Annotated in this window: 18 protein-coding genes and 1 pseudogene; 8 read left to right on the forward strand and 11 right to left on the reverse strand. The window is 62.9% G+C overall.

What is annotated here, in order from left to right; translation table 11 throughout:
• Positions 1-14: 14 nt before the first annotated feature.
• The 10 genes and pseudogenes from VAR608DRAFT_RS11700 to VAR608DRAFT_RS11750 form a co-directional block, all read right to left on the reverse strand.
• The gene (locus VAR608DRAFT_RS11700) at positions 15-479 is read right to left on the reverse strand and encodes a type II toxin-antitoxin system PemK/MazF family toxin (RefSeq protein WP_088954215.1); all 465 of its coding nucleotides are present in this window, start codon (positions 477-479) and stop codon (positions 15-17) included.
• A complete protein-coding gene (locus VAR608DRAFT_RS11705; protein ID WP_088954216.1) occupies positions 436-705 on the reverse strand; it encodes a hypothetical protein in 270 nt (89 codons plus the stop codon). The genes VAR608DRAFT_RS11700 and VAR608DRAFT_RS11705 overlap by 44 nt, the downstream gene beginning before the upstream one ends.
• Before the next feature lie 691 nt (positions 706-1396).
• Positions 1397-2473 carry an alkene reductase gene (locus tag VAR608DRAFT_RS11715; protein ID WP_088954218.1) on the reverse strand — a complete coding sequence of 359 codons (1077 nt, stop codon included), beginning with the start codon at positions 2471-2473 and terminating at the stop codon, positions 1397-1399.
• Positions 2474-2553: 80 nt separating this feature from the next.
• A complete protein-coding gene (locus tag VAR608DRAFT_RS11720; protein WP_088954219.1) occupies positions 2554-3555 on the reverse strand; it encodes an NADP-dependent oxidoreductase in 1002 nt (333 codons plus the stop codon).
• 73 nt (positions 3556-3628) lie between these two features.
• Positions 3629-4897, reverse strand: a complete 1269-nt coding sequence (locus VAR608DRAFT_RS11725) for an NADH:flavin oxidoreductase/NADH oxidase family protein (protein WP_088958741.1) — start codon at positions 4895-4897, stop codon at positions 3629-3631.
• Between the two features lie 48 nt (positions 4898-4945).
• Positions 4946-6595, reverse strand: a pseudogene (locus tag VAR608DRAFT_RS11730) (GMC oxidoreductase); the annotation flags it as partial.
• 53 nt (positions 6596-6648) lie between these two features.
• Positions 6649-7047 carry a helicase gene (locus VAR608DRAFT_RS11735; RefSeq protein WP_088954220.1) on the reverse strand — a complete coding sequence of 133 codons (399 nt, stop codon included), beginning with the start codon at positions 7045-7047 and terminating at the stop codon, positions 6649-6651.
• Positions 7048-7112: 65 nt separating this feature from the next.
• Positions 7113-7958: an alpha/beta fold hydrolase gene (locus tag VAR608DRAFT_RS11740; RefSeq protein WP_088954221.1), complete on the reverse strand. Its 846-nt coding sequence runs from the start codon at positions 7956-7958 to the stop codon at positions 7113-7115.
• Positions 7959-8014: 56 nt separating this feature from the next.
• On the reverse strand, positions 8015-8869 hold the full coding sequence (locus VAR608DRAFT_RS11745; protein ID WP_088954222.1) for an alpha/beta fold hydrolase: 855 nt from the start codon (positions 8867-8869) through the stop codon (positions 8015-8017).
• A 144-nt stretch (positions 8870-9013) separates the two neighbouring features.
• Positions 9014-9802: an SDR family NAD(P)-dependent oxidoreductase gene (locus VAR608DRAFT_RS11750; protein ID WP_088954223.1), complete on the reverse strand. Its 789-nt coding sequence runs from the start codon at positions 9800-9802 to the stop codon at positions 9014-9016.
• Between the two features lie 219 nt (positions 9803-10021).
• Here VAR608DRAFT_RS11750 and VAR608DRAFT_RS11755 point away from each other — a divergent pair, with 219 nt between their 5' ends.
• The 8 genes from VAR608DRAFT_RS11755 (at position 10022) to VAR608DRAFT_RS11790 (ending at position 19418) form a co-directional block, all read left to right on the forward strand.
• Positions 10022-10630 (forward strand): TetR/AcrR family transcriptional regulator, encoded by a 609-nt coding sequence (locus VAR608DRAFT_RS11755; protein ID WP_088954224.1) that lies wholly within the window; start codon positions 10022-10024, stop codon positions 10628-10630.
• An 860-nt stretch (positions 10631-11490) separates the two neighbouring features.
• The gene (locus tag VAR608DRAFT_RS11760) at positions 11491-12405 is read left to right on the forward strand and encodes a LysR family transcriptional regulator (protein WP_088958742.1); all 915 of its coding nucleotides are present in this window, start codon (positions 11491-11493) and stop codon (positions 12403-12405) included.
• 293 nt (positions 12406-12698) lie between these two features.
• Positions 12699-13637, forward strand: a complete 939-nt coding sequence (locus VAR608DRAFT_RS11765) for an intradiol ring-cleavage dioxygenase (protein ID WP_088954225.1) — start codon at positions 12699-12701, stop codon at positions 13635-13637.
• Positions 13638-13718: 81 nt separating this feature from the next.
• A complete protein-coding gene (gene iolG, locus VAR608DRAFT_RS11770; protein ID WP_088954226.1) occupies positions 13719-14711 on the forward strand; it encodes an inositol 2-dehydrogenase in 993 nt (330 codons plus the stop codon).
• A 33-nt stretch (positions 14712-14744) separates the two neighbouring features.
• A complete protein-coding gene (locus VAR608DRAFT_RS11775; RefSeq protein WP_088954227.1) occupies positions 14745-16262 on the forward strand; it encodes a sugar ABC transporter ATP-binding protein in 1518 nt (505 codons plus the stop codon).
• Positions 16263-16367: 105 nt separating this feature from the next.
• Positions 16368-17327 (forward strand): ABC transporter permease, encoded by a 960-nt coding sequence (locus tag VAR608DRAFT_RS11780; protein ID WP_231973552.1) that lies wholly within the window; start codon positions 16368-16370, stop codon positions 17325-17327.
• A gap of 145 nt (positions 17328-17472) precedes the next feature.
• The gene (locus tag VAR608DRAFT_RS11785; RefSeq protein WP_443082948.1) at positions 17473-18360 is read left to right on the forward strand and encodes an ABC transporter substrate-binding protein; all 888 of its coding nucleotides are present in this window, start codon (positions 17473-17475) and stop codon (positions 18358-18360) included.
• A gap of 335 nt (positions 18361-18695) precedes the next feature.
• Positions 18696-19418 carry an SDR family NAD(P)-dependent oxidoreductase gene (locus VAR608DRAFT_RS11790; RefSeq protein WP_088954230.1) on the forward strand — a complete coding sequence of 241 codons (723 nt, stop codon included), beginning with the start codon at positions 18696-18698 and terminating at the stop codon, positions 19416-19418.
• Positions 19419-19590: 172 nt separating this feature from the next.
• Here the strand turns inward: VAR608DRAFT_RS11790 and VAR608DRAFT_RS38250 are convergent, their stop codons facing one another.
• Positions 19591-19722, reverse strand: coding sequence for a hypothetical protein (locus VAR608DRAFT_RS38250; protein ID WP_269458547.1), 132 nt, complete (start codon positions 19720-19722; stop codon positions 19591-19593).
• Between the last annotated feature and the right edge of the window lie 56 nt (positions 19723-19778).

A 19778-nucleotide genomic window follows, 5' to 3' on the forward strand; every position in this document is an offset into this window, starting at 1 on the left:
ATGCGAAGGGCATCTCAGAAGTTCTTGGGCTGATTCTTGGCTTCCATGATTGCCGATTGAAGCTTGCGCTTCACGATGGGATCCTGAAGGTCAAGCCGCCCGCGTCGAGGGTATCTTGGCGTTTTGCCGGGCGCGGCGGCGAACCAGGTGTCGTCAAAGGCAAGCCGGTGATGATTGACCAAGTCGAACTTGGTTGCTTTGGTCAGGCCCGTCTTGGCGCTGGCCTCAATGACGAACTCTCCGGGATACACCGCTGTAGTGTTCTGTGATGTGGCGTACGCGACCACTACAACAGAACCGGCGGGGTCATCGCTCGCCTCTTCGACCTGAAGCACTAAAGCCGGGCGGTTCTTGGGGCCCGGTACGCCTACTTCCTGCGGAAACCTGCACTCGACAATGTCCCCGAGCTTGGGCCCGGTGTCCAGTACGTCTGGCTCACAGCAGCGAGCCGATGACCTTACCTTTCCTTTTTGGTTCAGCCTTCGCGATGGCCTGGTGCTGAGTCTTGGTGAGTGGCATCAATTTCTCCATGTCCTGTTCGACGAAAACCTCGTCTCGCAGTCTCGCGAGCGCGTACAGGACAGTCTGGGTTTCGTTGAAGCCGAGTCTTTTGGCCAGTGCCCGCAGCGCGTCTCTCGACACGGTCGTGAGCGTGTCGTCTTTGAAGTTCAGCTTCAGTGGCTGTTGGCTGGTGGCGGCGGGCATGGCGGCTCCTGGGGAAGGGGTATCGTGTATCCCTATTGTATATACCGCCTATGCATCCTGCAAACTGTCGTCCTCGCTGCGAACAGCGCACTTGGTCCCGAAAAGCCAGCTCCTTTGGCCCGGAAGCGGCGCTGGGGCCTTCAGTAATTGCGGGCACCAGTGTTGCCTAGAGCGGCGGTTGCGGGCGAACTGACCCGCCGGTTTGCGCACGCCGGCGACGACTCGCATGTGGCAGGACGCGGGCCAGCTACAGTCTTCAGAGGCCGAGCTCCGAAGGTCGGGTGAGAGCCGCCAAGCCGCCACCGGACGGGGCCATCCCATGCTTCGGGTACGTGCCCATTGCCGAAGTCCAGGTTGTGTCGCTGTGCTTCGGCAGGCGCCCAGGAGCCGCCGTTCGACCACCGTGCCAGGTTGCGTCGGTCGGCGCCGCTTGCGACCCATAGAAGCCCGGTCGGTTCGCTCCGAAGCCGCAGGACGACAAGCCCGGACCTGGGACCCAGTTGTCCAGCACTGCTGCCAGATGGATGAGGCACACGACCGGAGGATCGGGATGTTCGGTGCCCAGTTCCCTGTGGGCGAACGTCACATCACCAGCGGTGACAGTCCGCGTGGGCACGTTTTTCCAGCTCACTTTCGGATCTTTGCTGAACGCCCATGGCATGGCTCCTTGATAGTCGACAGACCGTACAGCTCAGTCCGCAAGTACCGGGTAGTCGGTGTAACCCTTGGCACCCGGGGTGTAGAAGGTTTCGGGGTCCAGCACGTTGAGCGCGGCGTCAGTACGCATGCGTGCGACCAGGTCCGGATTGGCGATGAAGGGCCGGGCGAAGGCAATGAGGTCCGCCTGACCGGCTTCGAGCGCACGCTCGGCGCTGGCCTGATCGAATCCGCCGGCGAGGATGAACAGGCCCTTGAAGGCGGCGCGAAGACGAGCCTTCAGCTCGGCAGGCACTGCGGGAGCTCCCATGGCCGAATGATCGAGAACGTGGACGTAAAGCAGGCCCAGCTCCGACAGCTGATGCGTCAACGCCAGGTACTGCGCGTCCACGTCGGCAAAAGGCCCAGTACTGTTGAACACGCCATAAGGCGAGAGCCGAATGCCCACGCGCTGTGGGCCTATGGCCGCCGCGGTGGCCCGGGCGATCTCGATTGCAAAGCGGTTGCGACCGTCGATGCCGGCGCCGTATTGGTCGGTGCGCTGGTTCACATTGGCGTTGAGGAACTGCTCGATCAGGTAGCCATTCGCGGCGTGCAATTCGACTCCGTCGAATCCTGCTTGGATCGCGAGTTGCGCCGACTGGACGTATTCGTCGACGGCATGCGCGATGTCGTCCTGGCTCATGGCCCGCGGGCGGCTGTGCTGTTGCATGCCCTTCGCATCGGTATGCATCTGGCCGGGGCAGGCATCGGCGGTGGGCCCCAGGACCTCGGCTGCAACCGGCAGGTTCAACACATGGGTCACGCGCCCGGTGTGCATGAGTTGGACGAAGATCTTGCCGCCCCTGGCGTGGACGGCGTCGGTGACCCGCCGCCATCCCAGCACCTGCGCCTGGTTGAAGAGCCCGGGGATGCGTGCATAGCCCAGGCCGTTCGGAGACGGCGATGTGCCTTCCGTGATGATCAGGCCGGCTGCAGCTCGCTGGCCGTAGTACTCGGCCATCAGGTCGTTCGGCGTGTTGGCCTCCACGGCCCGGCTGCGTGTCATCGGCGCCATCACGATACGGTTGGCGAGTTGCAGCAAAGGCGTGGCAAGAGGTTCAAAAAGCATGATGATCCTTGACGGAAAAACGAGGTGTTGAAAAATGCGGGCGAGCCGTCACGGCTCTGGATCGTGGCGATGACGACGGGCTACTTGATACGAACGACGACCTTTCCCTTGGCTCGTCCTTGCGCCAGGTAGTCGAGAGCCTCCTTGGCCTGCTCGAAGGGGAACACCTTGTCGATCACCGGCCGAATGCGTTCGGACTTGAGCAGTTCACCGATCTCCCCGAGTTGCTTCCCGTCGGGACGCATGAACAGGAAAGAGTAGTTGACCTCCCGCTTTCTCGCGATGCGCAAGATCTTGCGGCTCATCAATCCCAACACGAACCTCAGGAAGAAGTTCAAGCCTTTCGCGCGCGCGAACGCCGCGTCGAGCGGGCCGATGAGGGAGACGATCCTGGCGCCCGGATTGAGGATGTCGACGGATTTCGCGATGGCATCTCCCCGGACGGTGCCGAGCACGGCGTCATAACCCCGAAGTACCTTCTCGAATTCCTGCTTCTTGTAGTCGACGACCTCGTCGGCACCGAGCTTGCGAACCAGTTCCACATTGCCCGTGCTGACGGTGGTGCCCACCTTGGCGCCAAGGTGGTGAGCTAGTTGGATCGCGAACGTACCGATGCCGCCGGAGCCCGCCGGGATGAACACCTTCTGGCCTCGACGCAGACCTGCGCGCTCCTTCAGCGCTTGCCATGAGGTAAGTCCGACCATCGGAATCGACGCAGCTTGCACGAAGTCCAGGTTGTGCGGCTTCAAGGCGGCGGCGCTCTCCGGCACCGCCGCGAACTCTGCAAGAGATCCGTTGCCGAGGTCGAAGAGGCTGGCGAAGACTTCGTCGCCAGGCTTGAAGCGGGTTACGCGGCTGCCCACCTCGACCACCACGCCCGCCAGATCACTGCCCAACGTCGCGGGCAAGTCGAAGCGCAGGACGAGCTTGAACGTTCCAGCAGGGACCATGTTGTCGATGGGGTTCACCCCCGCGGCATGGACCTGCACCAGCATTTCGTCTGGTTTCAACGAGGGGCGGGCAATCTCGGCAAAGCCGATGCCGGGCGACTTGCCGTAGCGCTTGAACGTGAGTGCTTTCATGTCTTCCTTTGTCCTGGCGGAGCCAGGTGGGTGTGTCGTCGGGCGTTGGTGCGCCGCAGTGCGAGGAGCGAGCTCAACCGCGCGCGCGCAAGCGACGTGTGCGGAACGTTCCCCAACCACTGATGAGCGCTGACTTCAGGAAAGCAGACAGCCCACTTTCCCTCGGCTGTGGGTCTCCACCCTTGGCAATGCGCCCGAGTTGGCGCGTGTACCAAAGCACCTCCATGATTCCCATGCGATCCACGGCCTTGAGACCGGTGTTGATCGGGCGAACTCGTTGAAGGCTGTCGCGGCCTTCCAGGAGTGCGGCAGGCGCGTCGGGGTCGATCGCCAGCAAGCGCGCCAGGCCCACCACATCGAGCGCGCCCGTTCGCAGCGCGGCTTCCATGCCGGCTGCAGTGCGGAATCCGCCCGTGACCATCAGTGGCACCTGGACAGCGGCACGAACCTTTTCAGCGAAGTCGAGAAAGTACGCTTCACGCGCTGCGGTGGATGCCTTTGCCTGCTCCTGCAACCCGCCACTCATGGCGGGCGCCTCGTAGGTCCCGCCGGAGATCTCGATCAAGTCGATTCCCGCCCCTGCCAGCGCGCGGATCGTGGCCAGCGATTCTTCTTCGGTGAAGCCACCACGCTGGAAGTCGGCCGAGTTGAGCTTGATGCCGATCGGGAACTCCGGACCGACTTGTCGGCGGATCTCCGCATAGACGGCCATCAGGAAGCGTCGGCGCTTCTCGGGGGTTCCACCCCACTCGTCGTCGCGACGGTTGTGATGCGCAGAGAGGAACTGGTTGACCAGGTAGCCGTGGGCACCGTGGATCTGCACGCCACCGAACCCGGCTTTCTTGACGATGGCCGCGCTGCGCCCGAAACGCTCGATGATGTCGTGGATCTCGGACCCGGTGGCTTCACGTGGAGTCTCGAAGAGGGCCGCCATGTCCTCGCGGAAGGGGACGGCCGAAGGCGCGAGGTTGAAGGCGTTCAGGCCCTTGGTGGACTGCTTGCCGGGATGGTTGAGCTGCGCCCAGATGGCGGCGCCCTGCGCCGTCGCCGCCTTTGCCCACTGGCGCAAGACGGTCAGGTCGGATTCGTCCTCGACGGCGACGTTGCCGGGCTCGCCCAGAGCGCGGCGGTCGATCATCATGTTGCCCGTCACGATCAGGCCCAGGCCCGAGGCGCCCCAACGTTCATATAGCCGAACGAGGCTGGGCGTCGGCCGGTTGTCGTAGGTGCCGAGCGTCTCGCTCATGGCGGCCTTGGCCAGCCGGTTGCGCAGGACCGTGCCGTTGGGCAATGTCAGGGGCTGGTTCAGAAGCCGGTGGCTGGCGTTGGATGTCTTGGGCATGGGCATGTCGCTGCGTGATGTGTCGTGAACGGGGTTGGGAGATGACTTGGCCGGGATGTGGGACATGGCGAGCTCCGTCATCGCCGCGATGGTCAGGCTCGGGTTCACGCCCAGGTTGGCGCTGAGCATGGAGCCGTCGCAGATCAGCATGTTCTGGTAGCCGAACACGCGGTTGCGGGCGTCCATCACGCCGTGCTCGGCGGTCTGTGCCATCGCACAACCGCCCATGCAATGAGCCGTGGTGGGAATGTTGAACAGGGTTTCGGTCAGCAGCGACATGGGAACGCCGCCAAGGGCCTTGGCCGCACGTTCGATGAAGGCGTTCGCCTCTGGGATATGGGCGGGAATCGGCGCGCCTTCCGTGCTCAGTTGTTTGCCGAATGGCCAGTACCAGGGGCGGCGCAGGCGCAGGTCGATGTGGCCTTCCTTGTTCTGCATGACCACGAAGAGCATGGTCTGGCGCGCAAAGCCGATCGGGTTGTGGGCCCGCAGCGCCTGGACCGGATGGCGCAGCATGCGCCAGAGCCACGCCGGGATGCGTCGCCAGCCCGATGTGGCGCCACGCATGACCGTCATTAGCAGACTGGTGCCGTCCATGCCCTCTGCGTAGCGCACCACGCCGACGTGGGTATGCCGGTCGAGGTAGATGGCGGCACCGCCTGCGATGCCCGGTGACATGCTGGGCCCGCGCCCGGGGAAGCGCAGCCCGAGGAGCGATTCCGCGTTGGTGCGGATGCGCTTGCCCAGATCATCACTGAGCCGCGGCAGCGAGCCCGCTTCCTTCAGCCGCAGCAGCAGTTCCACCGTGCCCAGCGACGACGCGGCAAACACCACGGCGCGGCAGCGAAAGATGCGCCGCCGCTTGTCGAAGAGCGCGGTCGAACACTCGGTGTGAACCTCGTAGCCATCGCTGCCATCCGGCATGCCGTTGAGTGGACGAACATCGACCACCCGGGTTTCCGCAAAGACCTGGGCGCCGCGCCGCTCGGCCAGGTAGAGGTAGTTCTTGTCGAGCGAGTTCTTGGCGTTGTGCCTGCAGCCCACGAGGCAGCCGCCGCAGCCGATGCAGGTACTGCGCTCCGGACCCTCTCCGCCGAAGTACGGGTCAGGATAGGTCTTGCCACCGCGTTCGCCCGGGGGCGGAAAGAAGGTGCCCGAACGCCCGGGGTAGTAGCTGTCGGCCACCCCGGCCAGGCGCGCAAGTTTCTCCAGCCGTCGATCGGCCTCGCCCAGCAGCGTGTTGTCGGCCACACCGAGCATGCGTTCAGCGGTGGCGTAGTGCGCCGGCATGACCCGTTTCCAATCCTGCAGGCCGGCCCACGAGCCCTGGTCCCACACCTCCAGCGATGGCTCGAGCAAGGCGCTGGCATAGGCGATCGAGCCGCCACCGACGGCGTTGCCGCACATCACCACCACGTGGCGGAACAGCCGCAGGTTGAAGAAACCGAACATGCGAAGACCCGGCCGCCAGAAATAGCGTCGTGCATCCCAGTTCGACTTGGGGAAGTCTTCGGGCTTCCAGCGCCGGCCCATTTCCATGACGCCCACGGTGTAGCCCTTCTCTGACAGCCGCAAGGCAGAGACGCTGCCGCCGAAGCCCGAGCCGATCACGATGTGGTCGAAGTCATAGGGCACTTGCGCCGCATGCGAGCCGGGCGGCCTTGCGTCGGGCACTGTGGTGCCCAGCGATGTCGTCATGGAGGGTCTCCGATGTTGTTATGTTGCTTGGGGAAGGATCGGCGCGGTGGCCTTCAGAACGGACTGCGGTCCCAGGGCGCTATGACCTTGGGCGGCTGCAGGTAGGCGGTGAGCCCCTGGAACCACATGACTTCGCGGAAGTCGCCGCTCACGATCAGGTCCTTGCTGCCCACCCCACGCAGAAATGCGGGCTGTGCGTCCTTGGCCGACAGGATCTCGAAGCCCTTGGCTGCGTTCGAGAAGGTGAACGTGAACGCCGCGTTGTCGGTCAAGCCGGCGAAGGAGCGCACGGTGCCTTTCTCGATGAGGTACCAACGGCCAGCGCCTGAGGCTGTGCGGATCTGGAAGACGAGCTGCTTGTCGCCGAGGTAGCGCGCGCACTCCGCGTTGCTGCGGATCTTTCGCTGCAACAAGAGTGCAAAGGCCCATAAGAGGAGCTTGAACTTGAGCATGGCGTCTTACCTTCGAGGACGGTGGTTGGGACCCAATGACGCTGGGGCGGCGACGACGCTCACCGTCACTCGCCCAGGAACTGCAATGCGTGCTGCAGGAAGCGCTGCGGGCACTGGAACTGAGGGGCATGGCCGGCATCGGGGTAGATGAACAACTGTGCGTTGGGCAGGTTGCGCGCCATGTAGAACGAGTTGACGGTCGGCACCATCACGTCGTTCACGCCATTGAGGATGAACGTGGGCTGATGGATGCCGCGCAGGTAGGCGAAGGGGTCGTCTTCCTTCAACCGGGGCAGGTACAGCACGTTGGCCTCGATCTGGGCGTTGGCCACCTGCGGCGAAGACGGCGGGTCCTGATCCATCCGCTGGTGACGCCGCTCCCAGAACGCCCGAGCAGCCTGTTCAGCCTGATCCGACCGGCCGAAGAACAGGTAGCGAAAGTCCTCGAAGGTGGGAGTCGGGTTGACCGCCGTGGTCAGCACACGTTCTTCCAGTTCGGGGTTGCCGCCTCGCGGACCGGTACCCAGCAGCATGAGCTTGCGCACGAGTTCGGGGTGGCGCCACGTGAGGTCCAGGGCCTGGAAGCCGCCCAGCGAAAAGCCCAGCACGTCGACCTGGCGCAGGCCCAGGGCCCGGATCACCGCCGCGGCGTCATCGGCCATGTCCTCGATCCGGTTGCGCGGCGTCCCGGCGGAAGACGCGACACCGCGACCGTTGTACAGGATCACCTCACGCCCGGCGGCCAGGCCATCCGTCATCAACGGGTCCCAGTGATCCATGCCACCGCGGAAGTGCTGCAGGAACAGCAGCGGAGGCTGCGAAGCGGCTCCATTGCCCCAGCGGCGATAGGCGAATCGGGTGCCGCCGACTTCCACGAAGCGCGTGGGTGCGGTCAGGTGCGTGTCATTCATGTGCTTGCCAGGAGATTCGCGCCGTGAGTGCGCTTGCGTACCTTCTCATCGGGGGCTCAGTTCGCCAGAAAGGCCAGGGCCTTGGGCACGAAGTCTTCCTCGTACTGGAAGACGCCGCCGTGGCCAGCATCGGGATAGATGATCAGCTGGCTGTTGGGCAGGCGCCGTGCAAGGTCGTACGAGTTGGGGGTCGGAACCATTCGATCCGCGTCGCCATTGACCACCAGGACGGGTTGCTTCACGACCGAGAGGTCTGCCGGCGCCTTTTGCCCCCACGCGCTGAGCGCCTGGAGTTGCGCGACGTAGGCACCGATCGCGATCTCCGCGTCGCGGTTGTCCGTACGCTCCAGCAGGCGCTTCAGGAAGGCCTTCCCGGCCTCGATGCCCTTGGGCGTGCGCGTGAAGAACAGGTACTGCTTCGGGTCCTGCCCGGTGAGCTTCGCGCGCATCAGGTCGTAGTTCGCCACGCCCGCCACCGTGCTGATGCCCTCGCCGCCGGCCGGACCGGTGCCCGCAAGGATCATCCTGCGCACCAGCTGCGGCTCCTTCAGCACGATCTCCTGCGAGATCATCCCGCCCATCGAGAAGCCCAAGAGGTCGACCTGCTTGAATCCCCTGGCGTTGATGAACGTGATGGCGTCGTCGGCCATCTGTTCCATCGTGTTGGCCGGCTTGCCGCTGGAAGATCCGATGCCGCGATTGTCGAAGGCGATCACGTGGTGGGTCGCGGCCAGACCATCGACAACGCGCGGATCCCAGTTGTCCATCACGCCGGCCAGGTGCACGAGCAGCACGACGGGGACGCCCCCGTTCTGCTGACCGAGTTCCCGGTACGCGAAGTCCACGCCGCCTGCAGAGACGAACTGCGTCGGGACGTCCTTCCAGGTCACGGGCCGAACACCCGCGGTCATCGAAGGGCTCGCGTTCGTTGAGATGACGCCACTGGCCTCGGCAAACGGCGACGCGAGCGCAGCGCAAAGCGCCAGGGCGTGGAGGCTGGATCTCAGGAGAGAGGAAGTCACGGCAGTTTTTCAGGGTTGGGTGGCGGGAGGCGATCAGGCTTGCGAGCGATAGCGTTCGGCCACCTGCGCCTGGCGAATGTCCGAAAGCAAGCCTTGGCGAGCGGCATCCAGCGCATCCCAGCGACCGGCGACTTGCAATGGCGGGATCGTGACCAGTTCGCGGCGATCGAAGCCGACGAGCGCCGCATCGACCAGGTCGCCCACTTCCATCACGTCGGGGAGCGAATTGACGTCGATCCCGGCGCGCTCCCAGATCTCCGTGCGGGTCGCCGCGGGCAGTACCGCCTGCACGTACACGCCCTTGGATGAAAGCTCGAGGTTCAGGCCTTGCGACAGGAACAGGACGAACGCCTTGGTCGCGCCGTAGACCGACATGGCGAATTCAGGGGCGAAGCCGACGACCGAGCCGATGTTGACGATCGAGCCCGTGCCGGACTGCGCAAAGCGCGGGGCAACGGCGGCCGCGAGTCGCGTCAGCGCGGTGATGTTGAGCGCGATGAGGCGGTCGACGCCGTCAGCGTTCTGCTGCAGGAAGCCACCTGATTGCGCCATGCCGGCGTTGTTGATGAGGATCCCGATACGGGCATCGTCGCGCAGCCGGGCCTCCACCGAGACCAGGTCGGCTTGCTGCGTCAGGTCGGCCGGCAGCAGGTCGACTGCGATGTCGTGCTGGGTGCGAAGGCGGGCGGCGAGCGCCTCCAGCCGCGATCTGTCGCGGGCAACCAGCACGAGGTCGTGGCCGCGCTGCGCGAAGCGCTCGGCGTAGGTGGCGCCGATGCCCGTGGAGGCGCCCGTGATGAGGACGGTAGGGAGGGTTGACATGATCGATTTCCTGCTGGAAGGGGGCCGCAAGCGCGGGCGCAACGCTTCGAAGTTCCTGCTGTCGAGTCCGAGGGCCGAGCGAGCTGGCTCTGGCGCGAGAGCTGGAAACTGTCGATGGTGTAATGATGACGATCATAATCCAACGTGTCAAGTGTTGGATGATGTTCGACATCAATGTATAGTGGGCTCGTTCACGCACGAACTCACGGTTGTCGAAGAATGAAGGTCACCAAGGCACAGGCTCAAGCAAACCGGGCGCACGTCGTCGAGACGGCGTCCACTCTGTTTCGTGAGCACGGATACGACGGGGTTGGCGTGGCCGACCTGATGGCGGCCGCGGGATTCACTCACGGCGGCTTCTACAAGCAGTTCGGATCCAAGGCCGACCTGATCGCGGAATCGACGGCGTGCGGCATCGCGCAGACCGTTGCGATGACCGATGGCGTTGGCCCGGTGGAGTTCGTGGAGCAATACCTCTCGCGAGAGCACCGAGACTCACGGGCTACCGGCTGCACGATGGCGGCCCTTGGAGGGGATACCGCACGCCAGCCTGAGGCGGTTCGGGTTGCGTTTGCGGCCGGCGTCGAAGACCTCGTCGCCGCACTGACCAACCGGCGCGCGGCGTCGGGTTCGGCAGATGCTGGCCAGGCGCGAGCCAAGACCCTCGACGCGCTGGCGCATGCCGTGGGTGCCATCGTCATGTCGCGAGCGTGTCCCGACGACTCGCCACTGGCCGATGAATTCCTGGCGGTTTGCCGCCACGCACTCCTTGCATCCGCGGCACCGAAGGTCGCTGGGCGCAAGAACAAGACTGGCCGACATTCCTGAGGGTCGCAGACACCTTTGCGCCACCAGTCAGGTTCTCGGGTGACGGCGTCGTCCAGATCGTCGTCACCGGCCTGGGTACTGAGCGAGCGCGCGTACTGATACGCGTAGCTTGGCAGGCCGCTCCCATGAGCGTTGCCAATCAGCTCACATGATCGAACAGTCCAAAGGCGCCGATCGCGCCGCTGAACCTCGAGTGTGAACATGCAGGCACGCCTGTCGAAAGCAGCTGCGGGTGCTCGTCAGTCGTCGGCGACGGTGCCATCCGCGGGCTCGCCGCCCGCGATGGAGAGGTCGAACCGCGTCAGCGCCTTTCTTGAGTGAGTGGTGTTCGTCGTGGTACCGCCATCGCTCGACTCTGGAAAAGGCGTTGCTACTACGGCGTGACTCGACAAGTGGCGCGGCACGCCACTGCAAAGGGCGCGATGCCGCCGAAAGAGGACGTCCGAACCAAGTCGGCAGTGCAGCGAGAACCGTCCTTAGGGAGGGCTGGGCGGATCAGCGGCTTGGTGCCCGTTGCAGTCCTACCCTGGTTTGGGGATCGTCGGGTCGCGGTCACTGCCGCCCATTGTCCCCCTACATTTCTCTCGATCGGATCGGCCCGGCAACACGTTCGCCTCAGAGTAGCTACACCTTTCGCAGTCAAGCAGCGAGGAGGAGGCGTCCATACCGTCGGTGGCCAGGATGCGGAGCGACGCTAAAGGGCTCAATCGTCAACCTGCGCGCAACAGTGTGAGGACCTGAGAACCGTTTATCTCAAGCCACTCACGCTGGAGACTGCCCATACTGATAAGCAGCGCGAGGCGATGAGTTCGCAAACGCCGCGCACCCTACGTTTTTGTGATGCCCGCGTACAACTGCTCATGGATCGCTTCGCCGCCGTAGAACTCTTCGTGCAGATCGCTGAGGTGGGCAGCCTGACGAAGGCTGCCGAGAGCCTTGACCTATCGATCTCTGCGGCGAGCCGCTATCTGTGTTCTCTCGAGGAGCATCTGGGTGCGCGTCTCGTTCAGCGCACGACTCGAAAGCTGTACCTGACCGACGCGGGGACGGAGTTCTATCGGCGGACCAAGGGGATCCTTGCGGATCTTCGGGAGGCGGAGGCCACGGTGACCGAAGCGACTATCAAGCCGACCGGCGTGCTGCGCGTCACGGCGTCGCTATCGTTTTGTCTCTTGCAGATCGAGCCACTACTGCCCGCGTTCACGGCCAAGTATCCGGACATCGCGGTGGAAGTGATCGCGGCGAATCGCTATTACGACATCATCGACAACAACGTCGATCTCGCGATCCGCACGCGCCAGTTCGAGGCGGACTCCAACATCACCATTCGTCGGCTCGGGTCGACCCGGCGGGTCCTTGCCGCCTCGCCCGATTACCTCGAGCGGCACGGCGTCCCTCAGTCGCCGGATGATCTGGTCAAGCACAAGATGCTGATCTATTCGCATGCCATCGACCCGAACACGCTCAACTTCAGGCGCAGAGATGAGACTTCGGTGGTGAACGTGAGGCCTTTACTAGAGGCCAGTGACGGCCAGATTGTGGTGCGTGCCGCCCTGGACGGAATGGGCATCCTCGTCCAGCCCAAATACATCATCTACGACGACATCGCGCGAGGTGCGCTGGTGCCGATCCTTGATGACTGGGATCTGCCCCGCCTGACGATGAACTTCGCCTTTCAGACGCGAGCACATCTACCGGCGAAGGTGCGCCTCTTCATGGAGGCGATGGTCGAGCGTTTCGAGGCGAACGATTACGAGCGCCTCTGGACGTCCTGATCAGCCGAGGCGAGCGGCTGCGTGGCCGTGATCGGGTGAGATCGCGTGCGAATTCCTTTAGGCCGCGCGCTCGTGCCGGCACGCAGGCGGATTCCCGCCGGGTCGGGCTGACAGCCCTCCTTTGTCCCGGCATTGACGACCAACAAGGATGAACGGGACCCATTCTTTCGGTAAGCGGGAAACTCATTCCCTGCTATGGCTCTTCCGCCAAAGAGGTCACGGTCCTAAAGTTCTTCCCAAGCAACAGGCGTATCTCACCGCGCCTAAGAACCACCAATTGCAACGGAGACAAGATGACCACTGGCGATCGAAAAGCAAAGTACCCGTACTTTGAAGAGGACACCTCGGCCGAGGTAGTGAATGCCCGCATGGGTGCCGACGCCGATCCGCGCCTCAAGCAAGTCATGTCGATCATCGTGAAGCACCTGCACGCTGCCGTTAAGGAAATCGAGCCGACCCACGAGGAATGGCTGGCTGCCATCAAATTCCTCACCGACACCGGTCACATGTGCAACCAGTGGCGCCAGGAATTCATTCTTCTGTCGGACGTCCTGGGCGTATCGATGCTGGTCGACTCGATCAACAACCGCCGCCCGAGCGGCGCGACGCCCAACACCATCCTGGGTCCCTTCTATGTCTCCGGCTCCCCGCGCTACGAGAACGGCGCGAACATCTGCCTGGACGGCAAGGGCGAGCCGATGCTGGCCAGTGGTAAGGTCGTCGACATCGACGGCAAGCCCGTCCAGGGAGCTCAGATCGAGGTCTGGCAAACTAATAACGAAGGCTTCTATGACGTCCAGCAAAAAGGCGTCCAGCCCGATTGGAACCTGCGCGGCATGTTCACCTCGGCCCACGACGGCAGCTACTGGTTCCGCTCGGTCAAGCCGCGTCACTACCCCATCCCGAATGACGGCCCCGTTGGCAAGCTGCTGGGCCAGATCGGACGCCATCCGAACCGCGCGGCACACATGCACTCCATCGTGACCGCGCCTGGCTACGAGCCTGTCATCACCCACATCTTCACCCCAGACTGCCAGTACCTATCCGAGGACGCCGTCTTCGGAGTGAAGCACGACTTGATCGCTGATTTCGAGAAGGTCGAAGACCAAGCTAAGGCTCAGAAGTTCGGGCTCAAGGCGCCGTATTGGTCGGTCAACTGGGACTTCACCTTGGCGCCTCGCAAGAGCCAGGAGGGCTCCACCGACTGGATCAACAGGATGGTCGCCAACTGATCGGCGCCTGACCGAATCCGGGGAACCAATTCGCTGCGATGCATTGACGCGCTCGCGGCCAACATCGACGGAGTTGAAGAGATGCTACGTGTAGCTGTGCTTGGTGCTGGGCGGATCGGCAAGATCCATGCAGCCAATATCGCGGCAGATCGCCGGACCAAACTGGTCGTGGTCGCCGATCCCTACAAGGCAGCCGTGGAAGCGCTGGCCGAGCAACTTGGCTGCGAAGCTTCGCTGGATTGCGCTGCCGCCATCGAACGGGAAGACGTCGATGCGGTATTGATCGGCACGCCCACCGACACGCACGTCGATCTGATGCTGCGCGCCGTAAAGCTCGGCAAGCCGGTGCTATGTGAGAAGCCCATCGACCTCGACATTGAGCGGGCGCGCACCGCAGTCGAGATGATCGAGAAGCTGAACGGCCGCGTCATGCTCGCGTTCAATCGACGTTTCGACCCGGACGCTATGCGCTTGCGCCAGGCCATCGACGAAGGCGAAGTGGGCGCTGTTCGCCAGGTCATCATCACAAGCCGGGATCCAGGGCTGCCGCCGCGGGAGTACCTGCGGCACTCCGGCGGCTACTTCCGTGATAGCACGATCCATGACTTCGACACCGCGCGGTGGATGCTCGGCGAAGATCCCGTGGAGATCATGGCGATCGGCAGCCGCCTCGTCGATCCGACGATCGCGGACGTGCCGGACTTCGACAGCGTCATGGTCATCATGCGCACGGCGTCCGGCAAGCAGTGCCACATCAATCAATGCCGCGAAGCTTCCTACGGCTTCGACCAGCGCGTCGAGGTGTTTGGTTCGAAGGGCATGCTGCTCAACGAGAACCACCGCCCCTCTTCGCTGCGTCGCTGGACCAGCACGATGACGGAAGCACGCGACCCGCTGCTGAACTTCTTCCTCGAGCGCCACGCTGATTCCTACCGGGTCGAGCTCGATCGATTCCTCACGGCCCTGGAAACCGAGGGTCCTATGCCCGCAACACTGCGCGACGGAATCATTGCCTTGCGCATCGCCGACTGCGCACTGGAGTCGGCGACCACCGGCCGCATGGTCCGGATCTGAAGTCACTGAAGGCGGGTCAATCATGGAGCCAAGATGAATACAGTCAGTCCTGTCATCTCGATCAAGGGCGTTTCGAAGGCTTTCTCCGGCGTGCGGGCGCTGGACAACGTTCAGATCGAGCTGTTCCCGGGCGAGGTGCACGCGCTGATGGGAGAGAACGGCGCAGGCAAATCGACGCTCATGAAGATCCTGGCGGGGGTCTATCAGAAAGACTCCGGCGAGATCCTGCTCGATGGCAAGGAAGTCGACATCGACAGCCCTCATTCGGCGCAAAAGCACGGCATCAGCATCATTCATCAGGAACTCAACCTGATGAACCACCTGAGTGCCGCACAAAACATCTTCATCGGGCGGGAGCCAAAGCACATGGGCGTGTTCGTCGACGAGAACACGCTCAATCGCAAGGCGGAAGAGATCTTCGCGCGCATGCACCTGAAGCTCGACCCGCGCACCCCGGTGGGCGAGCTGACGGTCGCCAAACAGCAGATGGTCGAGATTGCCAAGGCGCTCTCGTTCGACTCGCGCGTCCTCATCATGGACGAGCCTACCGCGGCACTCAACAACGCGGAGGTGGCGGACCTCTTCGCGATCATCCGCAAGCTCAAGTCGCACGGTGTGGCGGTGGTCTACATCTCTCACAAGATGGACGAATTGCAGCAGATCGCTGATCGCGTCACCGTGATGCGCGACGGCCAATACGTGGCGACCGTTCCTATGGCCACGACGAGCACCGACCGGATCATCAACATGATGGTGGGCCGCGACATCGGAGACGTCGCAAACCATACGCCAGATACCTCCGGAAATCCGGTCGTCCTGGAGGTGCGGGATCTCAATCGCGGCAAGGCAATTCGGGGCGTCAACTTCACCCTGCGCAAGGGCGAGATCTTGGGCTTTGCCGGCTTGATGGGCGCGGGTCGCACTGAAGTCGCTCGGGCGATATTCGGTGCCGATCGCATCGACTCGGGAGAGTTTCATGTCCACGGCCAGCGAGCGCACATTCGATCTCCCGAAGATGCGGTGGCGCATGGCATCGGCTACCTCTCGGAGGATCGCAAGCAGTTCGGCCTGGCAACCGGGCTGGATGTCGAAACCAACATCGTGATGTCGAGCCTGAAGAGGTTCCTGAAGTACGGCACCGTGGTGGACGAGAAGCGTACGCGCGCAGTGGCCCGGGACTACGTCAAGCAGCTGAAGATCAAAACGTCGTCGGTCGAAAAGCAGGTCAAGCTGCTCTCGGGCGGCAACCAGCAGAAGATCGTCATCGCGAAATGGCTCCTGCGCGACTGCGACATCCTTTTCTTCGACGAGCCGACGCGCGGGATCGACATCGGCGCGAAGAGCGAGATCTACAAGCTGCTCGATGCCCTTGCCGAACAGGGTAAGGCAATCGTGATGATCTCCTCAGAACTCCCTGAAGTGATCCGGATGAGCCATCGAATCCTTGTGATGTGCGAAGGCCGAATTACCGGCGAGATTCCCGGCCGCGAGGCTACCCAGGAAAACATCATGCAGCTCGCCACACGGCGAGACACCGAGACAGTAGCCTGAGCAAGGCCGACCACCGAGGACATCATCGTGAACACAAATTCAACCAGCGGCGCCAGCGCTTCCGTCGAGACCCATGAAAGCTTCGGCGCGAAGCTCAAGGGCAAGATCTTCAACCCCTCAACCCGCCAAAAGCTGCTGGCCTTCGGAAGCCTGATCGCACTGATGGTGTTTTTCAGCTTCGCATCGCCCAACTTCATGCAGGGCGACAACATGGTGGCGATCCTGCAGGCGACCGCCGTCAACGGCGTCCTCGCGATCGCAGTGACCTTCGTCATCATCACGTCGGGCATTGATCTGTCCGTGGGCACGTTGATGACTTTCTGCTCGGTGATGGCGGGTGTCTTCCTCACCTACTGGGGCCTTCCGCTGATGGTCGGCGTGGTCGCAGCCATCTTCTTTGGCGCACTGTGCGGCCTGGTGTCCGGCTTCCTGATTGCCAAGCTGAAGATCCCGCCGTTCATCGCCACGCTCGGGATGATGATGCTGCTCAAGGGACTCGCGCTCGTGATCGCCAACACGAAGCCGATCTACTTCAACGACACGCCAAACTTCACGGCCATCGCGCAGGACTCCATGGTCGGCGACCTGATTCCTGCCCTGCCTATCCCGAATGCCGTCCTGATCCTGCTCATCGTCGCAATTGCCGCGAGCCTCATCTTGAACAAGACCATTTTAGGCCGCTACACGTTCGCTCTTGGCAGCAACGAAGAAGCCATGCGGCTGTCCGGTGTCAACACTGACTTCTGGAAGATCATCGTCTACACGCTCAACGGCGCCATCTGCGGCATCGCCGGCCTGCTCATCGCTTCGCGGCTTAACTCTGCCCAGCCGGCGCTTGGACAAGGCTACGAACTCGACGCCATTGCTGCCGTAGTCATCGGCGGGACGTCCCTGTCGGGCGGCACCGGGACCATCCTCGGAACCCTGATCGGCGCTTTCATTATGAGCGTTCTGACCAATGGTCTTCGCATCATGTCCGTCGCCCAGGAGTGGCAAACGGTCGTGACCGGTCTGATCATCATTCTCGCGGTCTACACCGACATCCTGCGCCGCGGAAAGAGCTGAGCACTGGCGTGCCAATGTTTTTGAGGAGGCCGTTCCTCACCGCTTTCCGGACGGCATCCGGTCAATTCTCTCTCAGGAGACTCTCATGTTGAACAGAAGAACTATCGCCGTTGCGATCGGCCTGAGCGCCGCGCTCAGCATACCGATGGCAGCTCTCGCGCAGGATCAGCAACCCTATGTGGCTCTGCTCTCGAAGGGCTTCCAGCATCAGTTCTGGCAGGCCGTGAAGCAGGGCGCAGAGCAAGCCGGCAAGGACTACAAGGTCCGCGTCACCTTCGAAGGTCCTGAATCGGAGTCGATGGTCGACAAGCAGATCGACATGTTGAACGCCATCCTCGGCAAGAAGCCCAACGCGATCGGATTCGCGGCGCTGGACAGCCAGGCTGCACTGCCTCTCTTGAAGAAGGCGCAAGCGGCGAAGATCCCAATCATCGCGTTCGACTCGGGCGTCGCAGGTGACATCCCCGTCACGACCGCTGCAACGAACAACGTTGCGGCAGCAGCGCTGGCGGCTGACAAGATGGCGGAACTGGTCGGCAACGAGGGCGAAGTCACTGTGGTCGGCCATGACCAGACCAGCCGAACCGGTATTGATCGCGTCGAGGGATTCGTGAATCGCATGAAGGCGAACCATCCGAAGATCAAGATCGTCACCGTCCAGTACGGCGGCGGCGACCAGCTCAAGTCGACCGAAGTCACGAAGTCGATCCTGCAGGCTTCTCCGAACCTCAAGGGCATCTTCGGCACGAACGAAGGCGCAGCGATCGGGGTTGTGAACGGCGTGCGCGAGAGCAAGAAGAAGGTCGTCGTGATCGGCTACGACTCGGGCAAGCTGCAAAAGCAAGCCATCATGGACGGCACCATGGCCGGCGCGATCACCCAGAATCCGGTGGGCATCGGCTACAAGACCGTCGAGGCGGCCGTCAAGACGCTCAAGGGCGAGCAGGTGCCTAAGATCATCGACACCGGCTTCTTCTGGTACGACAAGGCCACCATCAACGATCCGAAGATCGCCGCGGTCCTCTACGATTGATCGAAGCAGGCCTCGGTCGGCTCTCTTGTCGATCCGAGGCTTCAGGCATGTGCGCGGTGGCCGCGAAGCTGAGAGTGCCTTTCACTCTTGCTGCCGACGGCCGCCGATTGCTCTTCATGCATACGAAGTGCGAACTCGCATTTCGCAGTCCGCCAGTTCAAGGGGGATCTGTTCCTTTGGTTGAAGTGCCCCAGAGTTGTGGGCAAGAGGTGCATCGCGCTATCGATGGCTAGTCGTGTGTTGCCAGCCTTTTGATGCTGCAACTGCCGTGGTGAAGGGATTGGGCCGCTGCGCCCCGGTAGGGTGCGATCACTGTCTATGAGGAGACTTGAGAAATGAATCGTCGTCTTGAAGGGAAGGTCGCACTGGTCACTGGCGCTGCGCAGGGTATCGGCCGCGCCGTAGCGGAGGCGTTCGCCATGGAAGGCGCCATCGTTGTGGCCGGCGACGTTCGAGCAGGTGCGAAGGCCGACGGCATTGAAAATGTGCAGCTCGACGTTGCATCACCGGACGACTGGAGGCGAGTGGTCGAAGGAATTCTTGCAACTCACAGACGCATCGACGTGCTCGTCAACAATGCTGGCATCGTTGCTTGTTACGAACCGGTTCACGGCACCGATCTGGAAAGCTGGCAGCGCGTCCTCGCCGTCAACCTCACGGGCAGCTTTCTCGGAATGCAGGCAGTGCTGCCATCGATGAGGTCGGTCAAGAAGGGCTCCATCATCAACTTCTCGTCGATCTGGGGCAATGTGGGCGTGCCAGGCGCTGCTGCCTATAACGCGGCCAAAGGTGGGGTGCGAAATATGACGAAGAATGCGGCTGTCACCTACGCGCCGGAAAATGTGCGGGTCAATTCGGTACACCCAGGACTGATTCGAACGCCCCTCGTCGAGGCGCAGTCAGGCGACATGAACGCCGGCATCATCGCCAATGCGCCTATGGGCCGCATGGGGTCACCGCAAGAGGTCGCCGCCGGGTGCGTCTTCCTCGCGAGCGATGAGTCGTCGTTTTTGACGGGCAGCGAATTGGTCATCGACGGTGGGTATCTGGCCCAGTAGGACGGCTGCCCACTGCCGACCTATTCAGAGGCACCCAGACAAAATGGCCCCGCAGAAGGCCCAATCGCGGCGATTGATCAATCTCTCGTGGACCTGCCATGCATCGCTTGCTCCCTTGGGCTTGGTCGATGCGCTCCACCGAATGAGAGGAGTCGCCGAAGGCGACCACCGCTCACGCGCCCAGTGGGCGGCCGCCGCACCGCTCAAAGAGGCCGAGCAGGCCCACCAGCGCATCCCTGGTGGAGCCGGCGACTCGACGTTCAGGCCACAACAGCCCCGCGAAGCCGCCCACAAGAAAGGACATCAGGTAGGCCCCTTTCCTTCACGCGGCGTTGTTGGTGCGCGCGAACTGCTCGATGG

This window comes from Variovorax sp. HW608 (assembly GCF_900090195.1).
Taxonomy (GTDB): Bacteria; Pseudomonadota; Gammaproteobacteria; order Burkholderiales; family Burkholderiaceae_C; genus Variovorax.

Coding starts and splice junctions, on each gene's coding strand:
- VAR608DRAFT_RS11705 (WP_088954216.1), bottom strand. CDS start 705: ATGCCCGCCGCCACCAGCCAACAGCCACTGAAGCTGAACTTCAAAGAC.
- VAR608DRAFT_RS11715 (WP_088954218.1), bottom strand. CDS start 2,473: ATGCTTTTTGAACCTCTTGCCACGCCTTTGCTGCAACTCGCCAACCGT.
- VAR608DRAFT_RS11720 (WP_088954219.1), bottom strand. CDS start 3,555: ATGAAAGCACTCACGTTCAAGCGCTACGGCAAGTCGCCCGGCATCGGC.
- VAR608DRAFT_RS11725 (WP_088958741.1), bottom strand. CDS start 4,897: ATGCCCAAGACATCCAACGCCAGCCACCGGCTTCTGAACCAGCCCCTG.
- VAR608DRAFT_RS11735 (WP_088954220.1), bottom strand. CDS start 7,047: ATGCTCAAGTTCAAGCTCCTCTTATGGGCCTTTGCACTCTTGTTGCAG.
- VAR608DRAFT_RS11740 (WP_088954221.1), bottom strand. CDS start 7,958: ATGAATGACACGCACCTGACCGCACCCACGCGCTTCGTGGAAGTCGGC.
- VAR608DRAFT_RS11745 (WP_088954222.1), bottom strand. CDS start 8,869: ATGACCGCGGGTGTTCGGCCCGTGACCTGGAAGGACGTCCCGACGCAG.
- VAR608DRAFT_RS11750 (WP_088954223.1), bottom strand. CDS start 9,802: ATGTCAACCCTCCCTACCGTCCTCATCACGGGCGCCTCCACGGGCATC.
- VAR608DRAFT_RS11755 (WP_088954224.1), top strand. CDS start 10,022: ATGAAGGTCACCAAGGCACAGGCTCAAGCAAACCGGGCGCACGTCGTC.
- VAR608DRAFT_RS11760 (WP_088958742.1), top strand. CDS start 11,491: ATGGATCGCTTCGCCGCCGTAGAACTCTTCGTGCAGATCGCTGAGGTG.
- VAR608DRAFT_RS11765 (WP_088954225.1), top strand. CDS start 12,699: ATGACCACTGGCGATCGAAAAGCAAAGTACCCGTACTTTGAAGAGGAC.
- iolG (WP_088954226.1), top strand. CDS start 13,719: ATGCTACGTGTAGCTGTGCTTGGTGCTGGGCGGATCGGCAAGATCCAT.
- VAR608DRAFT_RS11775 (WP_088954227.1), top strand. CDS start 14,745: ATGAATACAGTCAGTCCTGTCATCTCGATCAAGGGCGTTTCGAAGGCT.
- VAR608DRAFT_RS11785 (WP_443082948.1), top strand. CDS start 17,473: ATGGCAGCTCTCGCGCAGGATCAGCAACCCTATGTGGCTCTGCTCTCG.
- VAR608DRAFT_RS11790 (WP_088954230.1), top strand. CDS start 18,696: ATGAATCGTCGTCTTGAAGGGAAGGTCGCACTGGTCACTGGCGCTGCG.
- VAR608DRAFT_RS38250 (WP_269458547.1), bottom strand. CDS start 19,722: ATGTCCTTTCTTGTGGGCGGCTTCGCGGGGCTGTTGTGGCCTGAACGT.